At 71.3% G+C, this 25399-nt stretch carries 24 protein-coding genes; 12 read left to right on the top strand and 12 right to left on the bottom strand.

Annotation, left to right across the window (positions count from 1 at the left end; genetic code table 11):
• Positions 1 to 180 precede the first annotated feature (180 nt).
• The 6 genes from HEK131_RS28935 (at position 181) to HEK131_RS28960 (ending at position 5359) form a co-directional block, all read left to right on the top strand.
• Complete coding sequence (locus HEK131_RS28935; RefSeq protein ID WP_244337755.1) at positions 181 to 1995, top strand: phosphatidylglycerol lysyltransferase domain-containing protein; 1815 nt, start codon at positions 181 to 183, stop codon at positions 1993 to 1995.
• Positions 1996 to 2133: 138 nt separating this feature from the next.
• Positions 2134 to 3036: a dihydropteroate synthase gene (folP, locus tag HEK131_RS28940; RefSeq protein WP_217465126.1), complete on the top strand. Its 903-nt coding sequence runs from the start codon at positions 2134 to 2136 to the stop codon at positions 3034 to 3036.
• Entirely contained in the window at positions 3033 to 3572 is a 540-nt protein-coding gene (locus HEK131_RS28945; RefSeq protein WP_161149091.1) for a nuclear transport factor 2 family protein, read from the top strand. Before folP ends, HEK131_RS28945 begins: the two co-directional genes overlap by 4 nt.
• A gap of 271 nt (positions 3573 to 3843) precedes the next feature.
• Positions 3844 to 4203, top strand: a complete 360-nt coding sequence (folB, locus tag HEK131_RS28950) for a dihydroneopterin aldolase (RefSeq protein ID WP_161149092.1) — start codon at positions 3844 to 3846, stop codon at positions 4201 to 4203.
• Positions 4200 to 4811: a 2-amino-4-hydroxy-6-hydroxymethyldihydropteridine diphosphokinase gene (gene folK, locus HEK131_RS28955; RefSeq protein WP_161149093.1), complete on the top strand. Its 612-nt coding sequence runs from the start codon at positions 4200 to 4202 to the stop codon at positions 4809 to 4811. The genes folB and folK overlap by 4 nt, the downstream gene beginning before the upstream one ends.
• Before the next feature lie 59 nt (positions 4812 to 4870).
• Positions 4871 to 5359 (top strand): DUF3180 domain-containing protein, encoded by a 489-nt coding sequence (locus tag HEK131_RS28960; RefSeq protein ID WP_161149094.1) that lies wholly within the window; start codon positions 4871 to 4873, stop codon positions 5357 to 5359.
• Positions 5360 to 5396: 37 nt separating this feature from the next.
• Here HEK131_RS28960 and folE read toward each other — a convergent pair whose 3' ends face one another.
• From folE to dacB, 6 genes are all read right to left on the bottom strand, one after another.
• Complete coding sequence (gene folE / locus HEK131_RS28965) at positions 5397 to 6002, bottom strand: GTP cyclohydrolase I FolE (protein ID WP_244337757.1); 606 nt, start codon at positions 6000 to 6002, stop codon at positions 5397 to 5399.
• Positions 6003 to 6113: 111 nt separating this feature from the next.
• The gene (ftsH, locus tag HEK131_RS28970; RefSeq protein WP_217465124.1) at positions 6114 to 8153 is read right to left on the bottom strand and encodes an ATP-dependent zinc metalloprotease FtsH; all 2040 of its coding nucleotides are present in this window, start codon (positions 8151 to 8153) and stop codon (positions 6114 to 6116) included.
• Between the two features lie 194 nt (positions 8154 to 8347).
• Entirely contained in the window at positions 8348 to 8908 is a 561-nt protein-coding gene (gene hpt / locus HEK131_RS28975; protein WP_030811294.1) for a hypoxanthine phosphoribosyltransferase, read from the bottom strand.
• A gap of 86 nt (positions 8909 to 8994) precedes the next feature.
• Positions 8995 to 10083 carry a tRNA lysidine(34) synthetase TilS gene (gene tilS / locus HEK131_RS28980; protein ID WP_217465123.1) on the bottom strand — a complete coding sequence of 363 codons (1089 nt, stop codon included), beginning with the start codon at positions 10081 to 10083 and terminating at the stop codon, positions 8995 to 8997.
• A 193-nt stretch (positions 10084 to 10276) separates the two neighbouring features.
• Positions 10277 to 11413, bottom strand: coding sequence for a zinc-dependent metalloprotease (locus HEK131_RS28985; protein WP_217465122.1), 1137 nt, complete (start codon positions 11411 to 11413; stop codon positions 10277 to 10279).
• Between the two features lie 150 nt (positions 11414 to 11563).
• Complete coding sequence (gene dacB, locus HEK131_RS28990) at positions 11564 to 13126, bottom strand: D-alanyl-D-alanine carboxypeptidase/D-alanyl-D-alanine endopeptidase (protein ID WP_244337759.1); 1563 nt, start codon at positions 13124 to 13126, stop codon at positions 11564 to 11566.
• A gap of 112 nt (positions 13127 to 13238) precedes the next feature.
• Between dacB and HEK131_RS28995 the strand changes: the two genes are divergently transcribed.
• Together HEK131_RS28995 and HEK131_RS29000 are read left to right on the top strand one after the other, a co-directional pair.
• Complete coding sequence (locus HEK131_RS28995; RefSeq protein ID WP_030811306.1) at positions 13239 to 13730, top strand: inorganic diphosphatase; 492 nt, start codon at positions 13239 to 13241, stop codon at positions 13728 to 13730.
• 117 nt (positions 13731 to 13847) lie between these two features.
• Entirely contained in the window at positions 13848 to 15500 is a 1653-nt protein-coding gene (locus HEK131_RS29000; RefSeq protein WP_244452171.1) for a threonine/serine ThrE exporter family protein, read from the top strand.
• 18 nt (positions 15501 to 15518) lie between these two features.
• Here HEK131_RS29000 and HEK131_RS29005 read toward each other — a convergent pair whose 3' ends face one another.
• Positions 15519 to 16532, bottom strand: coding sequence for a DedA family protein (locus HEK131_RS29005; RefSeq protein ID WP_244337761.1), 1014 nt, complete (start codon positions 16530 to 16532; stop codon positions 15519 to 15521).
• Between the two features lie 142 nt (positions 16533 to 16674).
• Here HEK131_RS29005 and HEK131_RS29010 point away from each other — a divergent pair, with 142 nt between their 5' ends.
• On the top strand, positions 16675 to 17040 hold the full coding sequence (locus HEK131_RS29010; protein ID WP_161149100.1) for a YbjQ family protein: 366 nt from the start codon (positions 16675 to 16677) through the stop codon (positions 17038 to 17040).
• A 16-nt stretch (positions 17041 to 17056) separates the two neighbouring features.
• On the opposite strand, the gene HEK131_RS29015 is transcribed toward HEK131_RS29010, so the two are convergent.
• Entirely contained in the window at positions 17057 to 17818 is a 762-nt protein-coding gene (locus HEK131_RS29015; RefSeq protein WP_244337763.1) for a MerR family transcriptional regulator, read from the bottom strand.
• 137 nt (positions 17819 to 17955) lie between these two features.
• Here HEK131_RS29015 and HEK131_RS29020 point away from each other — a divergent pair, with 137 nt between their 5' ends.
• The gene (locus HEK131_RS29020; protein WP_244337765.1) at positions 17956 to 19242 is read left to right on the top strand and encodes an ion channel protein; all 1287 of its coding nucleotides are present in this window, start codon (positions 17956 to 17958) and stop codon (positions 19240 to 19242) included.
• A 25-nt stretch (positions 19243 to 19267) separates the two neighbouring features.
• On the top strand, positions 19268 to 20671 hold the full coding sequence (locus HEK131_RS29025; protein ID WP_244451785.1) for a glutamate decarboxylase: 1404 nt from the start codon (positions 19268 to 19270) through the stop codon (positions 20669 to 20671).
• Positions 20672 to 20675: 4 nt separating this feature from the next.
• Here HEK131_RS29025 and HEK131_RS29030 read toward each other — a convergent pair whose 3' ends face one another.
• The 3 genes from HEK131_RS29030 to HEK131_RS29040 all read right to left on the bottom strand — a co-directional run bounded on the left by HEK131_RS29030 (position 20676) and on the right by HEK131_RS29040 (position 23758).
• A complete protein-coding gene (locus HEK131_RS29030) occupies positions 20676 to 21224 on the bottom strand; it encodes a DinB family protein (RefSeq protein ID WP_217465115.1) in 549 nt (182 codons plus the stop codon).
• Positions 21225 to 21358: 134 nt separating this feature from the next.
• Positions 21359 to 22819: an aldehyde dehydrogenase family protein gene (locus HEK131_RS29035; RefSeq protein WP_244451786.1), complete on the bottom strand. Its 1461-nt coding sequence runs from the start codon at positions 22817 to 22819 to the stop codon at positions 21359 to 21361.
• A 114-nt stretch (positions 22820 to 22933) separates the two neighbouring features.
• Positions 22934 to 23758 carry a helix-turn-helix domain-containing protein gene (locus HEK131_RS29040; RefSeq protein WP_217465173.1) on the bottom strand — a complete coding sequence of 275 codons (825 nt, stop codon included), beginning with the start codon at positions 23756 to 23758 and terminating at the stop codon, positions 22934 to 22936.
• A gap of 333 nt (positions 23759 to 24091) precedes the next feature.
• Between HEK131_RS29040 and HEK131_RS29045 the strand changes: the two genes are divergently transcribed.
• A complete protein-coding gene (locus HEK131_RS29045; RefSeq protein WP_244451787.1) occupies positions 24092 to 24592 on the top strand; it encodes an ATP-binding protein in 501 nt (166 codons plus the stop codon).
• 99 nt (positions 24593 to 24691) lie between these two features.
• On the opposite strand, the gene HEK131_RS29050 is transcribed toward HEK131_RS29045, so the two are convergent.
• The gene (locus HEK131_RS29050) at positions 24692 to 24910 is read right to left on the bottom strand and encodes a DUF397 domain-containing protein (RefSeq protein WP_202440822.1); all 219 of its coding nucleotides are present in this window, start codon (positions 24908 to 24910) and stop codon (positions 24692 to 24694) included.
• Between the last annotated feature and the right edge of the window lie 489 nt (positions 24911 to 25399).

A 25399-nucleotide genomic window follows, 5' to 3' on the forward strand; every position in this document is an offset into this window, starting at 1 on the left:
CAGCACGGATTTGCCCTTGGCTTTCCTCGACCTTTGACCCGACTTTCCGGAGAGGGAGGAACCTGTCTCCCCAAGACACCGTCCTAGAGGGCGCAATGTCACCGGATGCCCGATCGGCACCGGGTATCAAGGTCTCTCGCAGAACTACGGGATGCGATGTCTGTCAGGATAGATGGGGAATTGTCGGGTGGGGTTCCGCGGGGTTCGAACCGGGCGCGGCGCATACTGCGCGGCCCGCGTCCCGAGGCCGTCCCCACCCTGATCGGCAGGGCGTGCGCCCTCGTCGGCCTGCTCGACATCGCGGCGGGAGTGTTCCCGCGCTTCCGTCACAGCCGTATGCACGCCATCGCCGAGGCGCTGCCCGGCTCCTTCGGCCCGTTCGCGGCGGCCCTCTCGCTCAGCGCGGGCGTGCTGCTGCTTCTGCTCGCACACGGCCTCAAACGCCGCAAGCGCCGCGCCTGGCGAGCCGCCGTCGCACTGCTGCCGGCCGGCGCCGTCGCCGAGTTCGTGTACCGGCACTCCCTGCTCGGCGTGCTCATCTCGGTCGCGCTCCTGGTGCCGCTGCTGCGCCACCGCACCGAGTTCGGCGCGCTGCCCGACCCGCGCAGCCGCTGGCGGGCGCTGGCCAACCTCATCCTCATGAGCGCCGGTTCCCTCGTCCTCGGACTGGTCATCGTCAGCGTCCACCCCGAGCGGACCGTCGGCGACCCGAGCCTCGCCGATCGGCTGACCCACGTCGTCTACGGCCTGTTCGGCTTCGAGGGCCCCGTCGACTACCAGGGCAGCACCTCCTGGACCGTCGCCTTCTCCCTCGGCGCCCTCGGCTGGCTCACCGCCGCCACCACCAGCTACTTCGCCTTCCGCCCCGAACACCCCGCCGCCCGCCTCACCGAGGACGACGAGACGAGGCTGCGCGCCCTGCTGGACCGGCACGGCTGCCGCGACTCCCTCGGCCACTTCGCGCTGCGCCGCGACAAGGCCGTCGTCTTCTCCCCCAGCGGCAAGGCCGCCGTCACCTACCGCGTCGTCTCCGGCGTGATGCTCGCCAGCGGCGACCCCATCGGCGACGTGGAGGCGTGGCCCGGCGCCATCGAGCGCTTCATGGACGAGGCCAAGGCCCACTCCTGGACCCCGGCCGTCATGGGCTGCTCGGAGACGGGTGGCGAGGTGTGGACCCGTGAGACCGGCCTCGACGCCCTGGAACTGGGCGACGAGGCGGTGGTCGACGTGGCGGATTTCTCGCTGGCCGGACGCGCGATGCGCAATGTGCGCCAGATGGTCAAGCGCATCGAGCGGGCCGGCTACGAGACCCGCGTACGGCGCGTGCGTGACCTCACCGGCGCCGAGCTGGAGCGCGTCCAGCGGGCCGCCGAGGACTGGCGCGGCACCGACAACGAACGCGGCTTCTCCATGGCGCTCGGCCGCATCGGCGACCCCACCGACGGCGACTGCCTGATCGCCACCGCCCACAAGCAGGACGAGACCCCCGGCCCCTACGGCGACCTGAAGGCGGTCCTGCACTTCGTGCCCTGGGGCCCCGACGGCGCCTCCCTCGACCTCATGCGCCGCGACCGGCTGGCCGACCCCGGCATGAACGAACTCCTCATCGTCGCCGCCCTCCAGGCCGCGCCCAAGTTCGGCATCACCCGGATCTCGCTCAACTTCGCCATGTTCCGCTCCGCCCTCGCGCGCGGCGAGAAGATCGGCGCGGGGCCGGTGCTGCGGGCCTGGCGAGGACTGCTGGTGTTCCTCTCCCGCTGGTTCCAGATCGAGTCGCTGTACAAGTTCAACGCCAAGTTCCAGCCCCGCTGGGAACCACGCTTCGTCGTCTACCGCGCCTCCGCCGACCTCCCCCGCATCGGCTTCGCCGCCATGCAGGCGGAGGGCTTCGTCGACCTCGCGCTGCCCCTGCCGCGCTTCCTCCGGCGCCGCCGCGGCACCGCCGCCCGGCCCTGCGCGCACACCTCCCCCGAGCGCGGCGTACGGGCGGCCTGACCCGGCCGGACCAATCCCGCGCACCTCGCGCCGACCGGCCCCCAGGCCCCGGACCGCCTTGCCGAGGCGGTCCGGAAGGGGCCCTTCCGTCCGGACCCGCGCACATTCGGCATGCCCCTCGGGGCCTACGCTGAACGTATGAAGAACCTCAGCGGGCGCGGCGAAGTGGCGGGTCTTCCGACGTGGGACCGCTGCGCGGTCATGGGCGTCGTCAACGTCACCCCCGACTCCTTCTCCGACGGCGGACGCTGGTTCGACACCACGGCGGCCGTCAAACACGGGCTCGACCTCGCCGCCGAGGGCGCCGATCTGGTCGATGTCGGCGGCGAGTCCACCCGGCCCGGCGCCACCCGCGTCGACGAGGCCGAGGAACTGCGCCGCGTGGTCCCCGTCGTCCGCGGACTCGCCGCCGAGGGCGTGACCGTCTCCGTGGACACCATGCGCGCCCGCGTCGCCGAGCAGGCCCTCGCGGCGGGCGCCGCCCTCGTCAACGACGTCAGCGGCGGCCTCGCCGACCCCGCGATGCTGCCCGTGGTCGCCGAGACCGGCGCCCCCTTCGTCGTCATGCACTGGCGCGGCCTCCTGGAGGGCGGCAACGTACAGGGCGTCTACGAGGACGTCGTCACCGAGGTCTGCGACGAGCTGCACGCGCGCGTGGAGGCCGTCCTCGCGGCGGGCGTCGCCCCGGACCGCGTCGTCATCGACCCCGGCCTCGGCTTCTCCAAGGAGGCCGGGCACGACCTCGCCCTCCTCGCCCACCTCGACCGGCTGCGCGCCCTGGGCCACCCCCTTCTGGTCGCCGCCTCCCGCAAACGCTTCCTCGGCCACGTCCTCGCGGGCCCCGGGGGCACCACCCCGCCCGCCCGCGAGCGCGACGCCGCCACCGCCGCCGTCTCCGCCCTCGCCGCCGAGGCCGGCGCCTGGGCCGTACGCGTCCACGAGGTCCGCGCCACGGCGGACGCGGTACGCGTGGCCCGCGCGATAGAACGCGCCCGCACCGACACCCCCGCGGCCGACGGCACCACGGGGGACGCCCGGTGAGCGCCGCGGACGTCGACGTCGAAGAGGTGTCGGCCGCCAACACCTCCTACTACGAGGCGATGGAGCGCGGTGACTTCGAGGAGGTGGCCGGGCTCTGGCTGGCCCCCGCCGACCTAGGCGTCGACGAGGAGTACCACGACCCCGCCGACACCGGTGTCGTCTCCTGCGTGCACCCCGGCTGGCCGGTGCTCACGGGGCGCGGCGAGGTCCTCAGGTCGTACGCGCTGATCATGGCGAACACCGACTACATCCAGTTCTTCCTCACCGACGTGCACGTCTCCGTCACCGGGAACACCGCGCTGGTGAGCTGCACCGAGAACATCCTCAGCGGCGGGCCCGCGCCCGAGGAGGGCGAGGAGCTGGGGCCGCTGGTCGGACAGCTCGTCGTCGCCACCAACGTGTTCCGGCGCACCCCCGAGGGCTGGAAGCTCTGGTCACACCACGCCTCCCCGGTCCTCGCCACGGCCGACGAGGACGAGGAGAACGACGAGGACGGCGACCAGGGCGTCGGCCCCGACGACGGCACGCTCGCCTGATCCGGGCCCTCCGCGAGGGGGCGCGCGGGCGGGCGCCGCACCACCGGGACGTGGTTGGAATCACCTTCGCCGGGGTAAGTGCGGCTACCAGTCGACGGACACGACCGGTTCCCCCAGGGCAAACACCAAGTGAACCCTCCCGGTACCGGCGCCGGGCCACACCCCCGTGGCCCGGCCGTGTCCGTGCGCGCAGGTAGATTCGTCCAGGGCCGGTGTGCCGCCCGTGTGCGGCAGCGACCGGCCGTTCCCGACGATTGCAGGAGTGATTCGCGTGGATCGTGTCGCGCTGCGGGGCCTGAAGGCCCGCGGGCACCACGGGGTGTTCCCCAAGGAACGCGAGGAGGGCCAGACCTTCATCGTGGACCTCGTGCTGGGTCTGGACACCCGCCCGGCCGCGGCCGACGACGACCTCACCAAGACCGTGCACTACGGCATCGTGGCCGAGGAGGTCGTGGCCGTGGTCGAGGGCGAGCCGGTCAACCTCATCGAGACCCTCGCCGAGCGGATCGCCCAGACCTGCCTGAAGCACGAGGGGGTCCAGGAGATCGAGGTCTGCGTCCACAAGCCGGACGCCCCGATCACCGTCCCCTTCGACGACGTGACCGTCACCATCCTCCGGAGCCGAGCATGACCCGCCCCTTCACCAAGGGTCACAGCGACCCGACCGTCCAGCCGGTGCCCGCGTCCGTCGTCCAGAAGGTCGACGACGCCGACTCCACCCTGCACAACCCCCAGCGGGCCGTGCTCTCCCTCGGCTCCAACCTCGGCAACCGCCTGGAGACCCTCCAGGGCGCCGTCGACGCGCTGGAGGACACTCCGGGCGTCCGCGTCAAGGCCGTCTCCCCGGTGTACGAGACCGAGCCCTGGGGCGTCGAGCCCGGCAGCCAGCCCTCGTACCTGAACGCGGTCGTGGTCCTGAAGACCACCCTGCCGCCGTCCTCCCTGCTGGAGCGGGCGCAGGCCGTCGAGGAGGCGTTCCACCGGGTCCGCGACGAGCAGTGGGGGCCGCGCACGCTGGACGTCGACATCGTCTCCTACGCCGACGTCACCTCCGAGGACCCCGGACTCACCCTCCCCCACCCGCGCGCCCACCAGCGGGCCTTCGTCCTCGCCCCCTGGCACGACGTGGACCCCGCCGCCGAGCTGCCCGGCCAGGGCGCGGTGGCCGGGCTGCTGTCGGCCGTCACCCGCGAGGGAGTCGAACCCCGCGCGGATCTGGAACTCCGACTGCCCGAGTAGTCGTTAAGGTCGACACGACCACGGCCCGACACGGGTCCGGGGGGAGCGAGAGGGACACCGTGAAACAGTTGCGCATCAGGGTGCTGGCAGGCGTGTTCGTCGTCGCCGGAGTCCTGTCCTGGGCGGGCGCCCGCCTGTGGAACTCGCTCGGTACCCTGCCCAGCGTTCCGGTGGCCGCACCGATCGTGCTCGCCCTGATCGCCGTGGTCCTGTTCGCCACGGCGCTCTCCCTGCGGGCCCGCTTCAAGGCCCAGCGCGAGCGCCGCCCCGACGCCAAGGGCGTCGACCCGATGATGGCCGCCCGCGCGGTCGTCTTCGGCCACGCCAGCGCCCTGGTCGCCGCCCTGGTCAGCGGCGTCTACGGCGGCACGGGCGTCCTCCTGCTGGAACTCCTCGACATCCCCGCCCGCCGCGACCAGGCCATCTACGCCGGCTTCGCGGTCCTGGCCGGCTTCGCCGTCATAGCGGCCGCCATCCTCCTGGAACGCATCTGCCGCCTCCCCGAGGACGACGACACTCCCCCGACGGGCACGGAACCGGCGGCCTGAGGGCCACCGGTCCCGGAAGAGTGGAAAGCGGGCGTCGTCAGCGCGCCATGATGAGGCTCATCGCCTCGTTGCGGGTCGTCGCGTCCCGTAGCTGACCGCGCACCGCGGAGGTGATCGTCTTCGCGCCCGGCTTGCGGATGCCGCGCATGGACATGCACATGTGCTCGCACTCGATGACGACGATCACGCCGCGCGGTTCGAGTATGTCCATCAGCGAGTCCGCGATCTGCGTGGTGAGACGCTCCTGCACCTGCGGGCGGCGCGCGTACACGTCCACCAGCCGGGCGAGCTTCGACAGACCCGTGATCTTCCCCGTGACCGAGGGGATGTAGCCCACGTGCGCCACGCCCCGGAAGGGGACCAGATGGTGCTCACAGGTGCTATATACCTCGATGTCCTTCACCAGGACCATCTCGTCGTGTCCGAGGTCGAACGTCGTCGTGAGCACGTCCTCCGGCCGCTGCCGCAGCCCGGAGAAGATCTCCCGGTAAGCCCGCGCCACCCGTGCCGGGGTCTCCAGGAGGCCCTCGCGGTCGGGGTCCTCGCCTACGGCTATGAGGAGCTCGCGGACGGCGTTCTCGGCGCGTTTCTCGTCGAACTCGCCGATGTTGCCGTCTCCGGCCAGCGTCACGGGGTCGGTCATGTGGTGCCTCGTTCCTGTGCGGACAGCGCGCGGGCATGGTGAAATGCCGCGCCCCCCAGGCTAGAACCCGGGGGGCGCGGCATACATTCCGGCCAGGTGGCCGAGGGAGCGTCAGCTCTCGGGACGGTCCTCGGGGGTCTGCTCCGGGACCGGGCCGTGCTCGGTCGTCGTGGACTTGACCGTGCTGATCGCGGGCGTGGCGCCGTTCGCACCGTTGGTCAGTGCCAGCTCCCGGGGGGAGAGCACCGGCGGGCGGGTGGAGGGCGTACGGCGCGAGGAGCCGGTCCAGGCCGGACGCGGCGGGCGCTTGTGGATCGAGGCGAAGACCTCGGCGATCTCCTCCTTGCCCAGGGTCTCCTTCTCGAGGAGGGCCAGGACCAGGTTGTCGAGGACGTCGCGGTTCTCGACCAGGATCTCCCACGCCTCGTTGTGCGCGGTCTCGATGAGCTTCTTGACCTCTTCGTCGACCAGCCCCGCGACCTCTTCCGAGTAGTCGCGCTGGTGGGCCATCTCACGGCCGAGGAAGGGCTCGCTGTTGTCGCCACCGAACTTGATGGCGCCGAGCCGCTCGGTCATGCCGTACTGGGTGACCATCGCGCGGGCCACGTTGGTGGCCTTCTCGATGTCGTTGGCGGCGCCGGTGGTCGGGTCGTGGAAGACCAGTTCCTCGGCGGCGCGTCCACCCAGCATGTAGGCGAGCTGGTCGAGCATCTCGTTGCGCGTGGTCGAGTACTTGTCCTCGTCCGGGAGCACCATCGTGTAGCCCAGGGCACGGCCCCGCGACAGGATGGTGATCTTGTGGACGGGGTCCGAGTTCGGCGAGGCCGCCGCGACCAGGGCGTGACCGCCCTCGTGGTACGCGGTGATCTTCTTTTCCTTGTCCGACATGATCCGGGTCCGCTTCTGCGGGCCCGCGACCACACGGTCGATCGCCTCGTCCAGCGCGTGGTTGTCGATCAGCTTCTGATCGCCGCGAGCGGTGAGCAGCGCCGCCTCGTTGAGCACGTTGGCCAGGTCGGCGCCGGTCATGCCGGGGGTCCGGCGGGCGACGGCGGCCAGGTCGACGTCGGGCGCGACCGGCTTGCCCTTCTGGTGGACCTTGAGGATCTCCAGGCGGCCCTGGAGGTCCGGCGGGTCGACCGCGATCTGCCGGTCGAAGCGACCGGGGCGCAGCAGGGCCGGGTCGAGGATGTCGGGCCGGTTCGTGGCGGCGATCAGGATGACGCCGCCCTTCACGTCGAAGCCGTCCATCTCGACCAGGAGCTGGTTCAGGGTCTGCTCGCGCTCGTCGTGACCGCCGCCGAGCCCGGCACCACGGTGCCGGCCGACCGCGTCGATCTCGTCGACGAAGACGATCGCCGGGGCGTTCGCCTTGGCCTGCTCGAACAGGTCACGGACCCGGGAGGCACCGACACCGACGAACATCTCGACGAAGTCGGAACCGGAGATCGAGTAGAAGGGGACCCCGGCCTCACCGGCGACGGCGCGTGCCAGCAGGGTCTTGCCCGTACCCGGGCGGCCGTACAGCAGCACGCCCTTGGGGATCTTGGCGCCGACGGCCTGGAACTTGGCCGGCTCCTGGAGGAACTCCTTGATCTCGTGGAGCTCCTCGACGGCCTCGTCACAGCCGGCGACGTCGGAGAAGGTGGTCTTCGGCGTGTCCTTGGTGATGAGCTTCGCCTTGGACTTGCCGAAGTTCATGACCCTGGAACCACCGCCCTGCATCTGGTTCATCAGGAACAGGAACACGACCACGATCAGGACGAAGGGCAGCAGCGTGAGCAGAACGCCGACGAACGGGCTCTGCTTCGAGGGAGAGACGGTGTATCCCTCTTGGATCTGCTTGTCCTGGTACTTGTTCTGCAGCGTCTGGGCGAGTGCCACGCCCTGGTCGCCGATGTAGCTCGCCTGGATCTTCGAGCTGTCCTTGACCTTGACGCCGTCCTTGAGCGTGACCTTGATGGTCTGCTCGTCACCGGTGGTCAGCTTGGCCGACTTGATCTTGTTGTCGTTGATCGCCTGCACGACCTGGCCGGTGTCCACCGTCTTGTAGCCGCCGGAATTGCCGACGACCTGCATCAACACGACCACGGCAAGGACGGCCAGCACGATCCACATGACCGGCCCACGGAAGTATCGCTTCACGTCCATCCACACGGAGCGGTGACGCCCCGTCCCTCCTGCCATAGTGAGTTTGATAAGACAGTTCTTCTGACGGTACCCCAGCCCCGACGTCCGCAGCCGCACTCGGCGGTCCGGACGGACCAAGGCCCGTCTTCCAATGCTCCAACGTCACGGAGCCCGCCGGGGTTCCCGATCTTCCCCGGCGGTGTGGCCCGGTCGGGTCAGCCGCCGTAGACGTGGGGCGCGAGCGTACCGACGAACGGGAGGTTCCGGTACTTCTCGGCGTAGTCGAGGCCGTAGCCGACGACGAACTCGTTCGGGATGTCGAAGCCGACCCACTCCACGTCGATGGAGACCTTGGCGGCGTCCGGCTTGCGCAGCAGCGTGCACACCTTCAGGGAGGCGGGTTCACGCGAGCCGAGGTTGTTGATCAGCCAGGACAGGGTCAGCCCGGAGTCGATGATGTCCTCGACGATCAGGACGTGACGGCCCTTGATGTCGGTGTCCAGGTCCTTGAGGATCCGGACGACACCGGAGGACTGGGTGCCCGCGCCGTAGGAGGACACGGCCATCCAGTCCATGGTGACGGGGGTGGACAGCGCCCGCGCCAGGTCCGCCATGACCATGACGGCGCCCTTGAGGACACCGACGATCAGCAGGTCCTTGCCCGCGTACTCCGCGTCGATCTTCGCGGCCAGCTCGGCCAGCTTCGCGTCGATCTCTTCCTTGGTGATGAGCACCCGCTGGAGGTCGGCACCCATGTCTTTCGCGTCCACCCGCATCACTTTCGGTCGTCCCGCACTTATGGCCGCGCCGGCGGCCACCGGCAGACCCGGCCCGTCGGAGGGTCGCTCCGGGGGTCGGGATTTCAGCCTTGCCGAATCACCAGTCTGCCACCCTGCCGCTGGGCGACGACCTTGCCCGGCAGATTGATGGCTCCCTGGCCGCGCCAGCCGGTGATCAGGCGGTCCATCTCCTCGACGTGGCGGGCGAAGAGGGAACCGGCCGGCGCCCCGGCCTCGATGGCGGCCCGGCGCAGCACGCGGCGGCGGACGGCGGGGGGCAGAGCGTAGAGCTTGGCGCACTCCAGCACGCCCTCCGCGTCGCGTACGGAGGACTCGGCCTGCCCGGCCCAGGCGTCCAGGGCGTCGGCGTCGTCCCGGGAGAGCTGGGCGGTGCGGGCGAGTGCCTCGACGACGCCCTTGCCGAGCGCCTTCTCCAGGGCGGGCAGGCCCTCGTGGCGCAGCCGGGAGCGGGTGTAGGCCGGGTCGGTGTTGTGCGGGTCGTCCCAGACGGGCAGCGACTGGACCAGGCATGCCTTGCGGGCGGTCTGCCGGTCCAGTTGGAGGAACGGGCGCCGGTAGCGGCCGTCGGCCCCCGAGACCGCGGCCATGCCGGACAGGGAGCGGATGCCGGAGCCGCGGGCGAGGCCGAGCAGGACGGTCTCGGCCTGGTCGTCGCGGGTGTGGCCGAGCAGGACGGCCGCGGCGCCGTGGCGTTCGGCGGCGGCGTCCAGGGCGGCGTACCTGGCGTCGCGGGCGGCCGCTTCGGGGCCGCCTTCGCGGCCCACGGTGACGGCGACGGACTCGACGGGGGCGAGGCCGAGTTCGCGCAGTCTGAGGGCCACCTCCTCGGCGCGCAGGGCGGAGCCGGGCTGGAGGCCGTGGTCGACGGTGACACCGCCGGCGCGCAGGCCGAGGCGGGGGGCCTCGAAGGCGAGGGCGGAGGCGAGCGCCATGGAGTCGGCGCCGCCGGAGCAGGCGACGAGCACGAGCGGGGCGGTGGCGGGGGCCGGGCCCCGGTGGCGCTGCGTGGTGCTCGGGCCGGTGGTGCGGCGGGCTACGGCCACGGAGCCGTGTCCGGTGGTGCCGTGCTCGGCGGCCTGGCCGGTGGCGATGTCGTGGAGGACGCGGCGGACCGCCAGGCGTATCGCCGCGACCGCGGGATGGGGACCCATGTCCGGTTCCCTTCATGAAGTTTCGGGGGACGAGCCCGAAGTCCGGTCACTCAGAGTGCGTCGATGGTGACAGAAGCGGGCCCTTCCCCGAGCATTGCACGCCTACGCATGGCTGACGGTCCCTCGGACGGGTGATTGGAGGGGCGTTCGTCTGCCGTGGGCCGGATGTGTGGCACGGTGTTCGGCCCTGGGGTCAGGATTCGGTCCTGCGGTGCACCCGCGCGACCCAGCCGGCCGGGTCGGAGATCTCGGCCTTGGTGGGCAGGGTGTTGGGCGAGGTCCACACGCGGTTGAAGCCGTCCATGCCGACCTCCTCGACGACCGCGCGGACGAAGCGCTCGCCGTCGCGGTACTGGCGCAGCTTGGCGTCGAGGCCGAGGAGCTTGCGCAGCGCGAGGTCGAGGCGGGAGGCGCCCTTGGCGCGGCGCTGCTGGAACTTCTCGCGGATCTCGGCGACGCTCGGCACGACCTCGGGGCCCACCCCGTCCATGACGAAGTCGGCGTGGCCCTCCAGCAGGGACATGACGGCGGTGAGGCGGCCGAGGATCTCCCGCTGGGCGGGGGTCTGCACGAGCTCCACCAGGGAGCGCCCGCCGTCCTCCTCCTCGCCCTCGGGGCGGCCCCCGGCGAGGGACTGGGCGGCGTCCCGGATGCGCTCCAGGAACGTCATCGGGTCGACCTCGGTCTCCGCGAGGAACGCCTGGATCTCGCCCTCCAGGTGGTCGCGCAGCCAGGGCACGGCGCTGAACTGGGTGCGGTGCGTCTCCTCGTGCAGGCAGACCCAGAGCCTGAAGTCATGAGGGTCCACGTCGAGTTCGCGCTCCACGTGGACGATGTTGGGCGCGACGAGCAGCAGGCGGCCGCCGCCGGGGGCGGTGCCCGCGGGGAGGTCGGGGGTGGCGGGGGCGAAGGTCTCGTACTGGCCGAGGACGCGGGACGACAGGAACGACAGCAGCATGCCGAGCTCGACGCCGGTCACCTTGCCGCCGACCGCGCCGAGGACGGCGTTGCCCGCGCCGGGGCCGCGCCGCTCCTGCATCTTGCCGAGCAGGGGGCTGAGCAGTTCGCGGAACCCGGCGACGTTGGCCCGTACCCAGCCGGGCCGGTCGACGACCAGCACGGGGGTGTCGTGGATGTCCTCGGTCCCCATACGGGTGAAGCTCCGGACATGTTCCTCGGAGACCTTGGCGTGCCGGCGCAGCTCCGCGACGACGGCCCTGGCCTCTTCCCGGGTGATCTCCGGTCCCGGCCGCACGAGCCGCGTCGCGGTCGCCACCGCGAGGTTCCAGTCGACCATCCCCTGAGAAGCGGTGCCACCGAAGCTCGTCATGCGTCAACGGTACGTGAGCCCCGCCCGTCGGGGCAGTCCGTGCGCGGTGCTCCGCGGGACGGGCGGGACACCGGTGGCGGCCGGTGCGGCGAGGGTCCGAACTGCGTGTGCGCCGGGCCCTGCCCGGCTGCCCGCCGGACCGCCGGGGGGTCAGCCGCAGCCGCAGGCGGCCAGGGTGGTGGCCGTGTGGTCCAGGGCGGACTGGGCCGACTGGGGGTCGGTGGTGCCCGAGGCGAGGAAGGCGAAGGTCAGCAGGCGGCCGTCCTTGGTGACGACCGTGCCGGCGAGGGAGTTGACGCCGGTCAGGGTGCCGGTCTTGGCGCGGATGAGGCCGGCCGCGCCGCCGTCGGCGTAGCGCTCGGCGAGGGTGCCGGTGAAGCCGCCGACGGGCAGGCCGGTGAGGACGGGGCGCAGGCCCGGCCGGGACGGGTCGGCGGCGGTGGCGAGCAGGGAGGTCAGGAGGCCGGCGGTGAGCCGGTCGTCGCGGTTCAGGCCGCTGCCGTCGTGGAAGGAGGTGCCGCGCATCGGCAGCCCGAGCTTGGTGAGCCGGGCGCCGATGGCCTTCGCGCCGCCCGCGAAGCTGCCGGGCTGCCCGGAGGCGAGGGCGGTCTGGCGGGCCAGCGCCTCGGCGATGTCGTTGTCGCTGTTGGTGAGCATTCGCTCGACCACGTCGGACATCGGGGGCGAGGAGACGGTGGCGAGGGTCGCGGCGCGGGCGGTGGCCTTGGAGGGGCCGGGCGGTGTGGTGGTGACGCCCGCCTCCTTCAGGAAGCCCGCGAAGCTGCGGGCGGCCTCGGCGGCCGGGTCGGCCACGCGGGCCACGGGTCCGCTGCTGGAGCCGTCGGTGCGGCCCTCGTCGGCGGTGAGGGCGCTGACGACGGAGAGGTTGTCGTTGACGCCGATGGGGTGCAGGGCGGGGCCGGAGTAGAGCGTGGTGTCGTAGGAGAGCTTGGTCTTCTTCACGCCGCGCTTCTTCAGCGCGGCGGCGGTGTCGGCGGCCAGGGTGCGCAGGCTCGCCCAGCCGCCGCTCGCCTTGTGCGCGGTGAGGGTGGGGTCGCCGCCGCCGACCAGGACCAGTTCACCGGTGTCGGGTTCGAACGCGGTGCGGGTGGTCAGGCGGTGGTCGGGGCCGAGGGCGGACAGCGCGGCCACGGCGGTGGCGATCTTGGTGGTGGAGGCGGGGGTGAACGCCTGCCCGGCGTGGGCGCCGTAGAGGCGGGTGCCGGTGGCCACGTCCACGACGGCCGCGGCCTGGCCGGAGCCGAGGGCGGGATCGGCCAGCAGGGGGTCCAGGACGCCCGCGATGCCGCTCGGCGGGACCTTCCCGGAGTTCACGGGCTCGGCGGCGCCGCCGAGGCCGCGCAGCACGGGCGGGGCGCTCGGAACGGCGTCCGGACCGTCCGCCACGGCGCCGGCGCCGTCGTGATCTGCGCCACGTGCGAGCGTGAGGGCGACCGCGCGGTCCCGCTCGGCCGTACGCTGACCCGCGCCGTCGAAGGGGCCGGCCACGGCCGCCGCGCCGACGGCCAGCGCCAGCCCGGCGGTGGCCGCCGAGGCGGTGAAGTACCAGGTCCCAAGGGGCCTGGGACCGGATCGGCCGGGTCCCGGACGCCCGGTGTCCGTCAACCGCGCGAGACGCGGTTTCACGACGGCCGCCGCGTGCGCCAGACTCGGTCGTAGGGCGTCCCTGAGCCGCTTCACACGCGGTCCCATGGACCGCAAAGGTCCCAGCTCCGGCACTACCACCAGCCCCTTTCGCATCCACACACCTGCGTGAGGGACACTTAACCACCAGAACTATGCGCTGATCATGGAGGAGCCACCGGTGGAGTTCGACGTCACGATCGAGATCCCGAAGGGTTCGCGGAACAAGTACGAGGTGGACCACGAGACCGGTCGGATCCGCCTGGACCGTCGCCTCTTCACCTCGACCGCCTACCCGACCGACTACGGATTCGTCGAGAACACGCTCGGCGAGGACGGCGACCCGCTGGACGCGCTCGTCATCCTGGACGAGCCCACGTTCCCGGGCTGCCTCATCCGCTGCCGCGCTATCGGCATGTTCCGGATGACGGACGAGGCCGGCGGCGACGACAAGCTGCTGTGCGTCCCGTCGACGGACCCGCGGGTGGAGCACCTGCGCGACATCCACCACGTGTCGGAGTTCGACCGCCTGGAGATCCAGCACTTCTTCGAGGTCTACAAGGACCTGGAGCCGGGCAAGTCGGTCGAGGGCGCCAACTGGGTGGGCCGCCAGGAGGCCGAGGCGGAGATCGAGCGCTCTTACAAGCGCCTGGAGGAGCAGGGCGGTCACTGACCTGCCCTTCCTCGCTGAGCGGGCCGTGCCATCCCGGTGGGGGTGGTGCGGCCCGCTCGCGCTTTCACGCGCATACTGAGGCGTAATCGGAAGGTGTCGTTCAGGGAGCGGTGCGAGGTGTCGGAGGCGGAGGACCGCAAGCCCCGGTCGGACGAGGCGCGGGCCACGTACGACCCGGAGATCACGTCCGAGTTCGCCATTCCGGAGGGGCTCGCGGTCGCCAGGGGAAGCGTCGAGTCGGAGACGACGTCCGAGTTCAGCGTGCCCAAGGGGCTGGAGACGCAGGCGGAGGCCGAACCGGAGGGCTCGGCGTTCAACACGCCGCGCACGTACAGCGTCAAGGACGCGCCGTCCGCGTTCACCCCCGCGACGGGCGTCCCGATGATCACGCTGATCACGGACGCGCCCTGGCAGGACCGGATGCGCACCATGCTGCGCATGCCGGTGGCCGAGCGGCCGGCGCTGGAGCCGGTGGTGCGCTCGGAGGACGAGGGCCCCGCGGTCCCGCGCGTGCTCGACCTGACCCTGCGTATCGGGGAGTTGCTGCTCGCGGGCGGTGAGGGTGCCGAGGACGTGGAGGCCGCGATGTTCGCGGTGTGCCGGTCCTACGGGCTGGACCGCTGCGAGCCGACGGTGACCTTCACCCTGCTGTCGATCACCTATCAGCCCTCCCTGGTGGAGGACCCGGTGACGGCGTCCCGGACGGTCCGCAGGCGCGGCACCGACTACACCCGGCTGGCGGCCGTCTTCCGTCTGGTGGACGACCTCACGGACGCCGAGGCGCACCTCTCTCTGGAGGAGGCGTACGGCCGCCTTGCGGAGATGCGGCGCAACCGGCACCCCTACCCCGGCTGGGCGCTGACCATGGCCAGCGGCGGGCTGGCCGGCGCGGCCTCGGTGCTGGTCGGCGGTGACGCGATCGTGTTCGTCGCGGCCGCGCTGGGCGCGATGCTCGGCGACCGGCTGGCCTGGCTGCTCGCCGGGCGCGGGCTGCCGGAGTTCTACCAGTTCACGGTGGCCGCCATGCCGCCCGCCGCGATCGGCGTGGCGTTCGCTCTGGCGGACGTGGACGTGAAGGCGTCCGCAGTGGTCACCGGTGGACTCTTCGCGCTGCTGCCCGGGCGTGCGCTGGTGGCCGGCGTGCAGGACGGGCTGACGGGCTTCTACATCACGGCGTCGGCGCGGCTGCTGGAGGTCATGTATTTCTTCGTCGCCATCGTGATCGGTGTGCTGACGGTGCTGTACTTCGGCGTGCAGGTGGGCGGCGAGCTGAATCCGGACGCGGCGCTGAACATCCAGTCCCGGCCGGTGCTGCAGATCCTGGCGTCCATGGTGCTGTCGCTGACCTTCGCGGTGCTGCTCCAGCAGGAGCGCTCCACCGTGCTGTGGGTGACGCTCAACGGCGGTGTCGCCTGGTCGGTGTACGGCGCGCTGCACACGGCGAACTTCTCGCCGGTGGCGTCCACGGCGGTGGCGGCCGGTCTGGTGGGCCTCTTCGGGCAGTTGCTGGCGCGCTATCAGTTCGCGTCCGCGCTGCCGTTCACCACGGCGGCGATCGGCCCGCTGCTGCCCGGTTCGGCCACGTACTTCGGTCTGCTGTCCATCGCGCAGAGCCATGTGGACAAGGGACTGGTGTCGCTGGCCAAGGCCGTGTCACTGGCCATGGCCATCGCCATCGGGGTGAACCTGGGCGCGGAGATCTCCCGGCTCACCCTGCGGATCGGCTCCCCCGGCAAGCGCCGGGCGGCCAAGCGGACCAGGGGCTTCTAGCCCCCGGCCCCCGGTCGCTCACTGGGAGCGGTGGCCGCCCTGGTCGTAGCCGTACGGGTACTGCTGCTGGGGCTGCTGGGGGCGGCCGTAGCCGTCGTACTGCGGCTGCTGCGGCTGCTGCTGGCCGTAGTACGGGTCCTGGGACTGGCCGTAGCCCTGGTTCTGGTCGCCGTAGCCCTGGCCCTGCTGGGGCTGGTCGCCGTAGCCCTGCTGCCAGTGCTGCTGGGGGTGGGGCTGCTGGGACTGCTGCTGCTGGGGCTGCTGCTGCGGGGCGGGCCGCTGACCGTACTGCTGCTGGCCGTAGGGCTGGTCGGGCTCGATGCGGCGCAACTGGGTCGTGGCGTCGTCCATCACCGGGGCCTGCTGGTGCCCGTACGCGGGCTGCTGGGGGCTCTCCGGCTGCTCGGCGCGCTTGTTCTTGCCGCGGGCCCGCAGGAACTCGATGGCGATCGGGACCACCGAGATGAGGACGATGAGGATGAGCATCGCCTCGATGTTGTTCTTGACGATGCCGATGTTGCCGAGCCAGGAGCCGAGGAGCGTGACCCCGGCGCCCCACAGCACGCCGCCGATGACGTTGAAGGTCAGGAACGAGCGGTACCGCATCCCGCTGACGCCCGCGATGATCGGCGTGAAGGTGCGCACGATGGGCACGAAGCGGGCCAGGACCAGCGACTTGGGACCGTACTTCTCGAAGAACTCGTGCGCCTTGGTGACGTTCTCCTGCTTGAACAGGCGCGAATCGGGCCGGTTGAAGAGGGACGGGCCGACCTTCTTGCCGAACATGTAGCCCGCCTGGTCGCCCAGAATCGCGGCGAGGCAGATCAGCGCGATGGCACCCCACAGCGGGAAGTCCAGCCTGCCGGAGGTGATCAGCAGACCGGCCGTGAACAGCAGCGAGTCCCCCGGCAGGAAGAAGCCGATGAGCAGGCCGGACTCGGCGAAGACGATGAGCAGCAGACCCCAGATGCTGTAGGTCTCCAGCAGATAGTTGGGATCGAGCCAGCTCGGGCCGAGGGCGAGTGTCATCACGGGTCCGGGCTCCTGAGGGGGGAAGAGGGCGGCTACGGCGTCCATGTGCGGCCGCCCAAACTATCAACGCGTCGCGACCGGCCCAGGTTCCACCGGCCGTCCCAGAATGCACTGTGGGGCGAGCGGGGCAAAGCTGTGAGCCATGGGACTAGACGACTACGGCGGCGGCCAGGGGCCCGAGCCGGACGTACTGGTGGTGACGGCGAACGACGTGCCCGGACGCCGGGTGGAGCGGGTGCTCGGCGAGGTCTTCGGCCTCACCGTGCGGTCGCGGCACCTGGGCAGCCAGATCGGCGCCGGGCTGAAATCGATGATCGGCGGCGAGCTGAAGGGGCTCACCAAGACCCTGGTGCAGACCCGCAACCAGGCCATGGAGCGCCTGGTGGAGCAGGCACGCGCGCGTGGCGCCAACGCGGTGGTGGCCTTCCGCTTCGACGTCACCGAGGCGGCCGACCTGGGCACCGAGGTGTGCGCCTACGGGACGGCGGTGGTCCTGGCCCGCGAGTGAGCCAGGACCGGTGTGCCTACGCCTCGTGCCGGTCGGCGTTGGCGGCGATGGCCGCGTTCAGATGGGCGGCGACTCCGGGGCCGAAGGCTTCGTAGTACGCCGTGAAGCGGGCGTCGGCGACGTACATCTCACCCAGACAGCGGTGCATCGGGTACGGGCAGTCGTAGAACCAGTGGCCGATGTGGCGGCGGTGTTCCTCGGCGAGGTCCATCGCCGCCTCGTCGGCCGACGCGACACCGTCGGCCACCAGGGCGGCGTAGCGGGTGTTCCAGCCGTCGGACTCGGCGCGCATCCGCTGCCAGTCGGCCTTGGTGTAGCCGGCGGTGCGGCGCCGGGACTCGGCGTACGCCTCGGTGCCGCCCCAGCGGCGCTCGGTCTCCTCGGCGTAAGCCTCGGGGTCGTGGTCCCCGAAGACCTCGAAGCGCTCCTCGGGGGTGAGGTCGATGCCCATCGTGCGTGCCTCCATGGCGTGTTCCACGGCCGCCGCCATCCGGCTCAGCGTCTCGATCCGGGCGGTCAGCAGCTCGTGCTGCCGGCGCAGGTGGGTGCGCGGGTCCGCGTCCGGGTCGTCGAGCAGGGCGGCGACCTCGTCGAGCGGGAAGCCGAGCTCGCGGTAGAACAGGATCCTCTGGAGCCGGTCGAGGTCGGCGTCGGCGTAACGCCGGTGTCCGGCGTGCGTGCGCTCGCTGGGCACGAGCAGCCCGATCTCGTCGTAGTGGTGCAGGGTGCGCACCGTGATCCCGGCGAACCCCGCGACCTGTCCCACGGAGTAGCTCAACTTTCCTCGCTCCTTGTCGTCCGGGGCGCCGGGTGCGCCGCCGGTACGGGGTCCACGCTGCGTCCTCACGCCGGGTGAGGTGCAAGGGGGATTCTGTTCGGGATGTTGTGTCGGTTCTGTCCACTTATGGTGAGCCCGTGGCCCAGGACACCGCGCGGCAACCGCCTCCGACCGCTCCCACGGCCCCGGCACGCGCGCTGCTGCCGCTGATCCTGCCCTCCGTGGCGGTGGGGATCGCCGCCAGCCTCGTCTTCGTCGGGGTGAGCACGGCGGCCGAGAAGCTCCAGCACGTGCTGTGGGGGCCGCTGCCGGACGCGCTCGGGGTGGGCCGGTACTCGGTGCTGTGGATGTTCGTGATGCTCTTCGCCACCGGTGTGGCGGTCGGCCTGGTGGTCTGGAAGGTCCCCGGTCACGCCGGTCCCGATCCGGCCACCCTCGGGCTGGACGCACCGGTGCTGCCGCCGGTGGTGCTGCCGGGACTGGTGCTCGCGGTCGGACTGATGCTGGCGGGCGGACCGAGCCTCGGCCCGGAGAACCCGATCATCGCGGTCAACGTGGGTCTCGCCATGTGGCTCGGGCAGAAGCTGGTGCCGAGGGCGCCGGACTCGCTGTGGCCGGTGCTGGCGGAGGCGGCCACGATCGGGGCGCTGTTCGGCACGCCGGTCGCGGCGGCGCTGGTGATCTCCGAGGCGCTGGCCGGGCGCCCGCTGCGCGGACGGCTGTGGGACAACCTCTTCGCCCCGCTGACCGCCGCCGCGTGCGGCGCCATCACCACCACGCTGGTGGCCCGCCCCACCTTCGACCTGGGGCTGCCGCCCTTCGGCCACGCCCGGTGGGGCGACGTCGTGGCGGCGCTGGTGATCGCCCCGGCGTCCGCCCTGCTCGGGATGTGCGCCGTCTACGTCTTCCCCTACGTCCACAAGGCGTTCCGCCGGCTGCGGCACCCGATGCTGATGCTCCCGGCGGGCGGGCTCGTGCTGGGCGCGCTGGCGGCGGCGGGCGGCCATCTGACGCTGTTCAAGGGGCTCACCGAGGTCGCTGAGCTGGCACGGGACCCCGACGGGTGGTCGGCGGGGCAGTTCGCGGTGATGGCCGTGGTGAAGCTGGCGGCGCTGGTGGTGGCGGCCTCGTGCGGTTTCCGGGGCGGCCGGATCTTCCCCGCCGTGTTCATCGGGGCCGCGCTGGGCCTGTGCGCGCACGCCCTGGTCCCGGCCGTGCATCCCTCGGTCGGGGTGGCCACCGGGGTGCTGGGGATGCTGCTGGCAATCACCCGGCAGGGCTGGGTGAGCCTGTTCACGGCCGCCGCGCTGGTCGCCTCACCCGCCGTGCTCGCCCTGCTGTGCATCGCCTCGCTGCCCGCGTGGCTGCTGGTGACCGGGCGGCCGCAGATGCAGTTGCGCGCGGACGGTACCCCGCTCCGCTGAACTCCCCCTGATGGAGGCATGGTCCATGGCACTGCACAGAGGTTCCAGGAAGCACGGGGAACGCCACATATCCGTCAACCCGTTCTTCGGGGACGCCGACCCCGTCGGCGGGATGACCGAGGCCCCGCCCACCCACCGGATGCCGGAAACGCCGCTGGCCCCGGCCACCGCCTACCAGGTGGTGCACGACGAGCTGATGCTCGACGGCAACGCCCGGCTGAACCTCGCCACCTTCGTCACCACCTGGATGGAACCGCAGGCCGCGGTGCTCATGGCGGAGTGCCTGGACAAGAACATGATCGACAAGGACGAGTACCCGCGCACCGCCGAACTGGAGCGGCGCTGCGTGGCGATCCTCGCCGACCTGTGGAACGCCCCGGACCCCTCGGCCGTCGTGGGCTGCTCCACCACCGGCTCCAGCGAGGCGTGCATGCTCGCCGGGATGGCGCTCAAGCGCCGCTGGACGAAGCGCAACGCCGACCGGTACCCGGGGGCCCGCCCGAACCTGGTGATGGGCGTCAACGTCCAGGTCTGCTGGGAGAAGTTCTGCGATTTCTGGGAGGTGGAGCCCCGGCTCGTCAACATGGAGGGCGACCGCTTCCACCTCGACCCCCGCGCGGCGGCCGAGCTGTGCGACGAGAACACCATCGGGGTCGTCGGCGTCCTCGGCTCCACCTTCGACGGCTCCTACGAGCCCGTCGCCGAGCTGTGCGCCGAGCTGGACGCCCTGCAGGAGCGCACCGGCCTCGACATCCCCGTGCACGTGGACGGCGCCTCGGGCGCGATGATCGCCCCGTTCCTGGACGAGGACCTCGTCTGGGACTTCCGCCTCCCGCGCGTGGCCTCGATCAACACCTCGGGCCACAAGTACGGGCTGGTCTACCCCGGCGTCGGCTGGGCCCTGTGGCGGGACTCCGAGGCGCTGCCCGAGGAACTGGTGTTCCGGGTCAACTACCTGGGCGGCGACATGCCCACCTTCGCGCTGAACTTCTCCCGCCCTGGCGCCCAGGTCGCGGCCCAGTACTACACGTTCCTGCGCCTGGGCCGCGAGGGCTACCGCGCGGTGCAGCGCTCCACCCGGGACGTGGCGACCTACCTGGCCGGGAAGATCGAGGCGCTGGGCGACTTCCGCCTGCTGACCCGGGGCGACCAGTTGCCGGTGTTCGCCTTCACCACCGCCGACCACGTCACCGCGTACGACGTGTTCGACGTCTCCCGGCGCCTGCGGGAGGCCGGCTGGCTCGTCCCCGCGTACACCTTCCCGCCCGACCGGGAGGACCTCTCCGTGCTGCGGGTGGTGTGCCGCAACGGCTTCTCCCACGACCTGGCCGACCTCTTCCTCGCCGACCTCACCCGCGCCCTGCCCGGCCTGCGCCGCCAGCAGGAACCGACCGGTGAGAAGGAGGCGGCCACGGGGTTCCACCACTGAGAGTTCAGGAGGCGGACTGCTGCTCCTCCAGCGCGACCAGCTCGAACGCCGTCTTGCCGTCCAGGGACTCCCGGATGATGTCGGCGTGTCCGGCGTGCCGGGCCGTCTCGCGGATCAGGTGCAGACAGAGCCAGCGCAGCGAGACCGCGCCGTCCGGCGGGAACCAGGGGGCCGAGGGCAGCGGGAAGGTGTCGTCCAGGCTGGGCGCGGACCGGATCAGCTTCTCCGTCTCCGCGGCCAGCTCCTCCCAGTACGCGAGCTGCCCCGCGACCGTCTCCTCGTCGGTGAGCTGGAAGCACTCCTGCCAGTTCGACGCGTCCCGGTGCACGGCCGGCGGCTCCTGCCGGGCGCGGGCCTGCCACGCCTGCTCGACCTCGGCGACATGCTTCAGCAGCCCGCCCAGCGACAGTTCGCTCGCGCTGGGCCGGGTGCGGGCCTGCTCCTCCGTCACGCCCAGCAGGGCCCGGCGGATGCCGCCGCGCTGCTCCTCCAGGAACGCCAGCAGCGCCCCGCGCTCGTCCCCCGGCGCCTCGGCTCCCACATGAGTGACCATGATCGTCCACCTCTCCTGAAGATTCCGTCGGGCCCGTTCGCCCCGGCACCGACGAAGCTACGGGCCATTGAGGTCAGATCCTGTCCTCAATGACCCGTGACGGCGGAAGTCGTCCGGAGAATCTCCGGCGCGGCTCAGAAGGGGAAGCCGCTGCGGCCGTGCTGCACCGAGATCCACTTGGTGGTGGTGAAGGCTTCGAGGGTCGTCTCGCCGTTCAGCCGGCCGATGCCGGAGTGCTTCTCCCCGCCGAAGGGGACGATCGGCTCGTCGTGCACGGTCCCGTCGTTCACGTGGAACATGCCGGTGTCGATCCGCCGGGCGAAGGCCACCCCGCGCTCGACGTCGCCGGTGTGGACGGCACCGCTGAGGCCGTAGGGGGTGTCGTTGACGATGCGGACCGCCTCCTCCTCGCCGTCGAAGGGGACGAGGAAGACGACCGGCCCGAACACCTCCTGCCGCAGCAGCTCCGACCCCTCGGGCACGTCGGTGAGCACGCTGGGCGCGACCAGGTTGCCCTCGACCGGGCCGCGCACCAGGGCGGTGGCCCCCTCGGCGAGCGCCTGCTCGACCACCCCGGAAAGGGCGTTCGCCTGCGTGGAGTTGATGACCGGGCCGATGACGGTACGGGGATCGCGCGGGTCGCCGACCGGCAGCGAGCGCACCTTGGCGACGAACTTCTCGGTGAACTCCTCCGCGACCGAGCGGTCCACCAGCACCCGGTTGGCGGCCATGCAGACCTGTCCCTGGTGCACGAACCGGCTGAACACCGCCGCGTCCACCGCGTAGTCGAGGTCCGCGTCGTCCAGGACCACCAGGGCGCTGTTGCCGCCGAGTTCGAGCACCGCCCGCTTGAAGTGCGCGGCGCACACGGTGGCGACATGGCGGCCGGTGCCGTCGGAGCCGGTGAAGGAGATGACCCGGGGCACCGGGTGCTCGATGAAGGCGTCCCCGATCTCGGCGATGTCGGTGACGACCACGTTGAGCAGCCCGCCGGGCAGGCCGGCGTCCTCGAAGAGCTTGCCGATGAGGGTGCCGCCCACGATCGGGGTGTTCTGGTGCGGCTTGAGGACCACGCCGTTGCCGAGCGCGAGCGCCGGGGCGACCGACTTGAGCGACAGCAGGAAGGGGAAGTTGAAGGGGCTGATCACGCCCACCACGCCGACCGGCACCCGGTAGACGCGGTTCTCCTTGCCGTCCACCGGGGAGGGCAGGATGCGGCCTTCGGGGCTCAGCGCCAGGTGGACCGACTCGCGCAGGAACTCCTTGGCGAGGTGCAGTTCGAAGCCCGCCTTCACCCGGGTGCCGCCCAGCTCCGCGACGATCAGCTCGGCGATCTCCTCCTCGCGCTCCTCGAGCAGAGCGAGGGCCCGCTCGAAGACCGCGCGACGCGCGTAGGGGCTGGTGCGTGCCCATTCCTTCTGGACGCGTTCGGCGGCCCGGTACGCCTGGTCGATCTCGTCGACCGAGGCCACGGTGATCGAGGCCAGCTTCTCGTCGTCGTAGGGGTTGAAGTCGATGACGTCCCAGGAGCCGGTGCCCGGCCGCCATTCGCCGTCGATGTACTGCTGGGCGAGGTCGCTGAAAAAGGCCGCCATGTGATCCCTCAATCGTGAGCGTACGGCTGAGTCACGCCAGGTGCTGATCACAGGCCATCGTACTGATGCGCTACGGCAGCCGAGGAGACTCCGCCCCCTCAACTCCCTTGCGAATCAGACTTGTTGCGCGAGCCTCTCGATGAGGGCGCGGCTCTCCTCGGGACCGGGGCTGTCCTGCTGGAGCTCCTTGAGGGCGTGCTCGTACTGGGCGACGTCCTCGCGCTTGTCCAGGTAGAGCGCGCTGGTGAGCTGCTCCAGGTAGACCACGTCGGACAGGTCCGACTCGGGGAAGCTGAGCAGGGTGAAGGCACCGCTCTCCCCGGAGTGCCCGCCGAAGCCGAACGGCATGACCTGGAGCCGTACGTTGGGCCGCTCGGAGACCTCGATCAGGTGCCGGAGCTGCCCGCGCATGACCTCGCGGTCGCCGTAAGGGCGGTGCAGGGCGGCCTCGTCGAGCACGATGTGGAACTCGGGCGCGTGGTCGCCGAGCAGATGCTTCTGCCGCTCCAGGCGCAGCGCGACCCGGCGCTCGACGTCCTCCGCGCTCGCGCCGCGCATTCCGCGCCGGACGACCGCGCGGGCGTAGCCCTCGGTCTGGAGGAGGCCGTGCACGAACTGCACCTCGTAGACCCGGATCAGGTGCGCGGCACCCTCCAGGCCCACATAGGTGGGGAACCAACTGGGCAGCACGTCCGAGTAACTGTGCCACCAGCCCGCCACGTTGGCCTCCCGGGCGAGGGAGAGCAGCGATTCGCGCTCCGCCTCGTCGTCGACGCCGTAGAGCGTCAACAGGTCTTCGACATCCCTGGTCTTGAAGCTCACCCGGCCCAGTTCCATCCGGCTGATCTTCGATTCGGAGGCGCGGATCGAGTAGCCCGCCGCCTCGCGTGTGATCCCCCGAGCCTCACGCAGCCGCCTGAGTTGCGAGCCGAGCAGCATCCGCCGCACCACCGATCCGGGCTCTCCCGCGCTCACGTTCGTCAGCCTCCCCAACCGTCCTCAAGTGCCTGAGTCTGCCACTAAAACACTTCAAGCAGTACTCGTACGGTTACGGAAACGGAAAGAGCTGAACCGTTTCTGCCCGCCATAGGTCACGACCACTGGCGGCGACTGGTGCCCCGATGGCGGAAAAAATGGCCAAGAAGCGGTACGCGCAGGGCGATTTCGGCCGCGTGCACGTGCATCTGCCCTTGCATCTGCTGTGCGCATCCGAAACCATGGTGCCGCGCCACCGCTGCCTCGCAACGACCGCGAATTCCGGGAGTGCCTCGCATGGGGACGAATGGATCGACCATGCTCAAGCCGTTACGGCAGGGCCTTCCGCCGCTGGACCCCTCGGCCGTGTCCGAAGCCACCTCCTGCGCCCTGCCCGCCCGCTACGACGCGGTCCGCGAGGCCCGGCGCTTCACCCGGTCCACCCTCGAACACTGGGACGTCGGCGACCGCTTCGACGACATCGCCCTGGTCGTCTCCGAACTCGTCACCAACGCCCTGCGCCACGCGCTGCCCGCCGAACCGCAGGCCGGCTCCGCGCAGGCGCCGCCGGTCCGGCTGCATCTGCTGCGCTGGACCGGGCGGCTGGTGTGCGCGGTGCGCGACCCGAGCGACGAGACGCCGGTGCCGCGCGAGACGGAGGACGACTTCTCCGCCGAGTCGGGGCGGGGGCTGCTGCTGGTGGAGTCCTTCGCGGACGGCTGGGGCTGGCACCCGGTCGCGGGCGGGGTCAGCGGCAAGCTGGTGTGGGCGCTGTTCCGGCTGAAGAGCGCGGACTGAGCCGAAGAGCACGGTCCGGGAGGCCGGAGCCACCCCTCCGGCAGCACCCGTTGACATCGTTGCCAGAGCGGCTGCCGCCAAGGCCCGCCGGTGGCGGGGTCAGCCGGCGATGAGGTGGTCGAACTCGCCGTCCTTGATGCCGAGGAGCATCGCCTCGATCTCCGCGCGGGTGTAGACCAGCGCGGGGCCGTCCGGGAAGCGCGAGTTGCGTACGGCGACCTCGCCGCCGGGCAGCCGCGCGAACTCCACGCAGGAACCCTGGGAGTTGCTGTGGCGGCTCTTCTGCCAGGCCACGCCGTCCAACTGCGTGGCAGCCATGCCGTTGTACACGTCGTACCCCCCGTACACGCCGTCAACGTAGCGGTCCACAGGTCGCTCCCCGCTGTGCACTGTCCGATGTGGCCATGGATGCTCTGGTCGATGTCGCATTGATCGATGCCGTACTGGATGCCGTACTGGTCGATCGACCCGGATCATAACCTTGTTCATGTGCAGATGAATGAGCAGATGCACGTGCACGGCGGGTGTTCCCGCGGTTACAGCTTTGACGTCCGCTTTACCCGAGCCTCAAGGCACACGGTGTTGACGCGTCTGCCCCGAAGCGGCTGCGGGCATGCGTGAGCGGGCGCCGCGCCCGCGCTTCCGCGCCAGGTGGTCCGGATCGGAACATCCTTCTGGGGCGGAGACGCGCGCCGGGTCGTTCCTGTTCCCTCGTGTCCCGGATTCCCTCGGGTAACGGCTGGTAACTTGCTGCGGACCTCCGGCTCAGGGGGGCCTCGCGCACGGCCGGCGGGGCGACCGGCTACT

The sequence above is a fragment of the Streptomyces seoulensis genome, assembly GCF_022846655.1.
Taxonomy (GTDB): domain Bacteria; phylum Actinomycetota; class Actinomycetes; order Streptomycetales; family Streptomycetaceae; genus Streptomyces.

Coding starts and splice junctions, on each gene's coding strand:
- HEK131_RS28985 (WP_217465122.1), bottom strand. CDS start 11,413: ATGACGAGCTTCGGTGGCACCGCTTCTCAGGGGATGGTCGACTGGAAC.
- dacB (WP_244337759.1), bottom strand. CDS start 13,126: ATGGGACCGCGTGTGAAGCGGCTCAGGGACGCCCTACGACCGAGTCTG.
- HEK131_RS29030 (WP_217465115.1), bottom strand. CDS start 21,224: ATGGTCACTCATGTGGGAGCCGAGGCGCCGGGGGACGAGCGCGGGGCG.
- HEK131_RS29045 (WP_244451787.1), top strand. CDS start 24,092: ATGGGGACGAATGGATCGACCATGCTCAAGCCGTTACGGCAGGGCCTT.
- HEK131_RS29025 (WP_244451785.1), top strand. CDS start 19,268: ATGGCACTGCACAGAGGTTCCAGGAAGCACGGGGAACGCCACATATCC.
- tilS (WP_217465123.1), bottom strand. CDS start 10,083: ATGGGTCCCCATCCCGCGGTCGCGGCGATACGCCTGGCGGTCCGCCGC.
- HEK131_RS29010 (WP_161149100.1), top strand. CDS start 16,675: ATGGGACTAGACGACTACGGCGGCGGCCAGGGGCCCGAGCCGGACGTA.
- ftsH (WP_217465124.1), bottom strand. CDS start 8,153: ATGGACGTGAAGCGATACTTCCGTGGGCCGGTCATGTGGATCGTGCTG.
- hpt (WP_030811294.1), bottom strand. CDS start 8,908: ATGCGGGTGGACGCGAAAGACATGGGTGCCGACCTCCAGCGGGTGCTC.
- HEK131_RS29040 (WP_217465173.1), bottom strand. CDS start 23,758: ATGCTGCTCGGCTCGCAACTCAGGCGGCTGCGTGAGGCTCGGGGGATC.
- folK (WP_161149093.1), top strand. CDS start 4,200: ATGACCCGCCCCTTCACCAAGGGTCACAGCGACCCGACCGTCCAGCCG.
- HEK131_RS29035 (WP_244451786.1), bottom strand. CDS start 22,819: ATGGCGGCCTTTTTCAGCGACCTCGCCCAGCAGTACATCGACGGCGAA.
- folE (WP_244337757.1), bottom strand. CDS start 6,002: ATGACCGACCCCGTGACGCTGGCCGGAGACGGCAACATCGGCGAGTTC.
- HEK131_RS29050 (WP_202440822.1), bottom strand. CDS start 24,910: ATGGCTGCCACGCAGTTGGACGGCGTGGCCTGGCAGAAGAGCCGCCAC.
- folP (WP_217465126.1), top strand. CDS start 2,134: ATGAAGAACCTCAGCGGGCGCGGCGAAGTGGCGGGTCTTCCGACGTGG.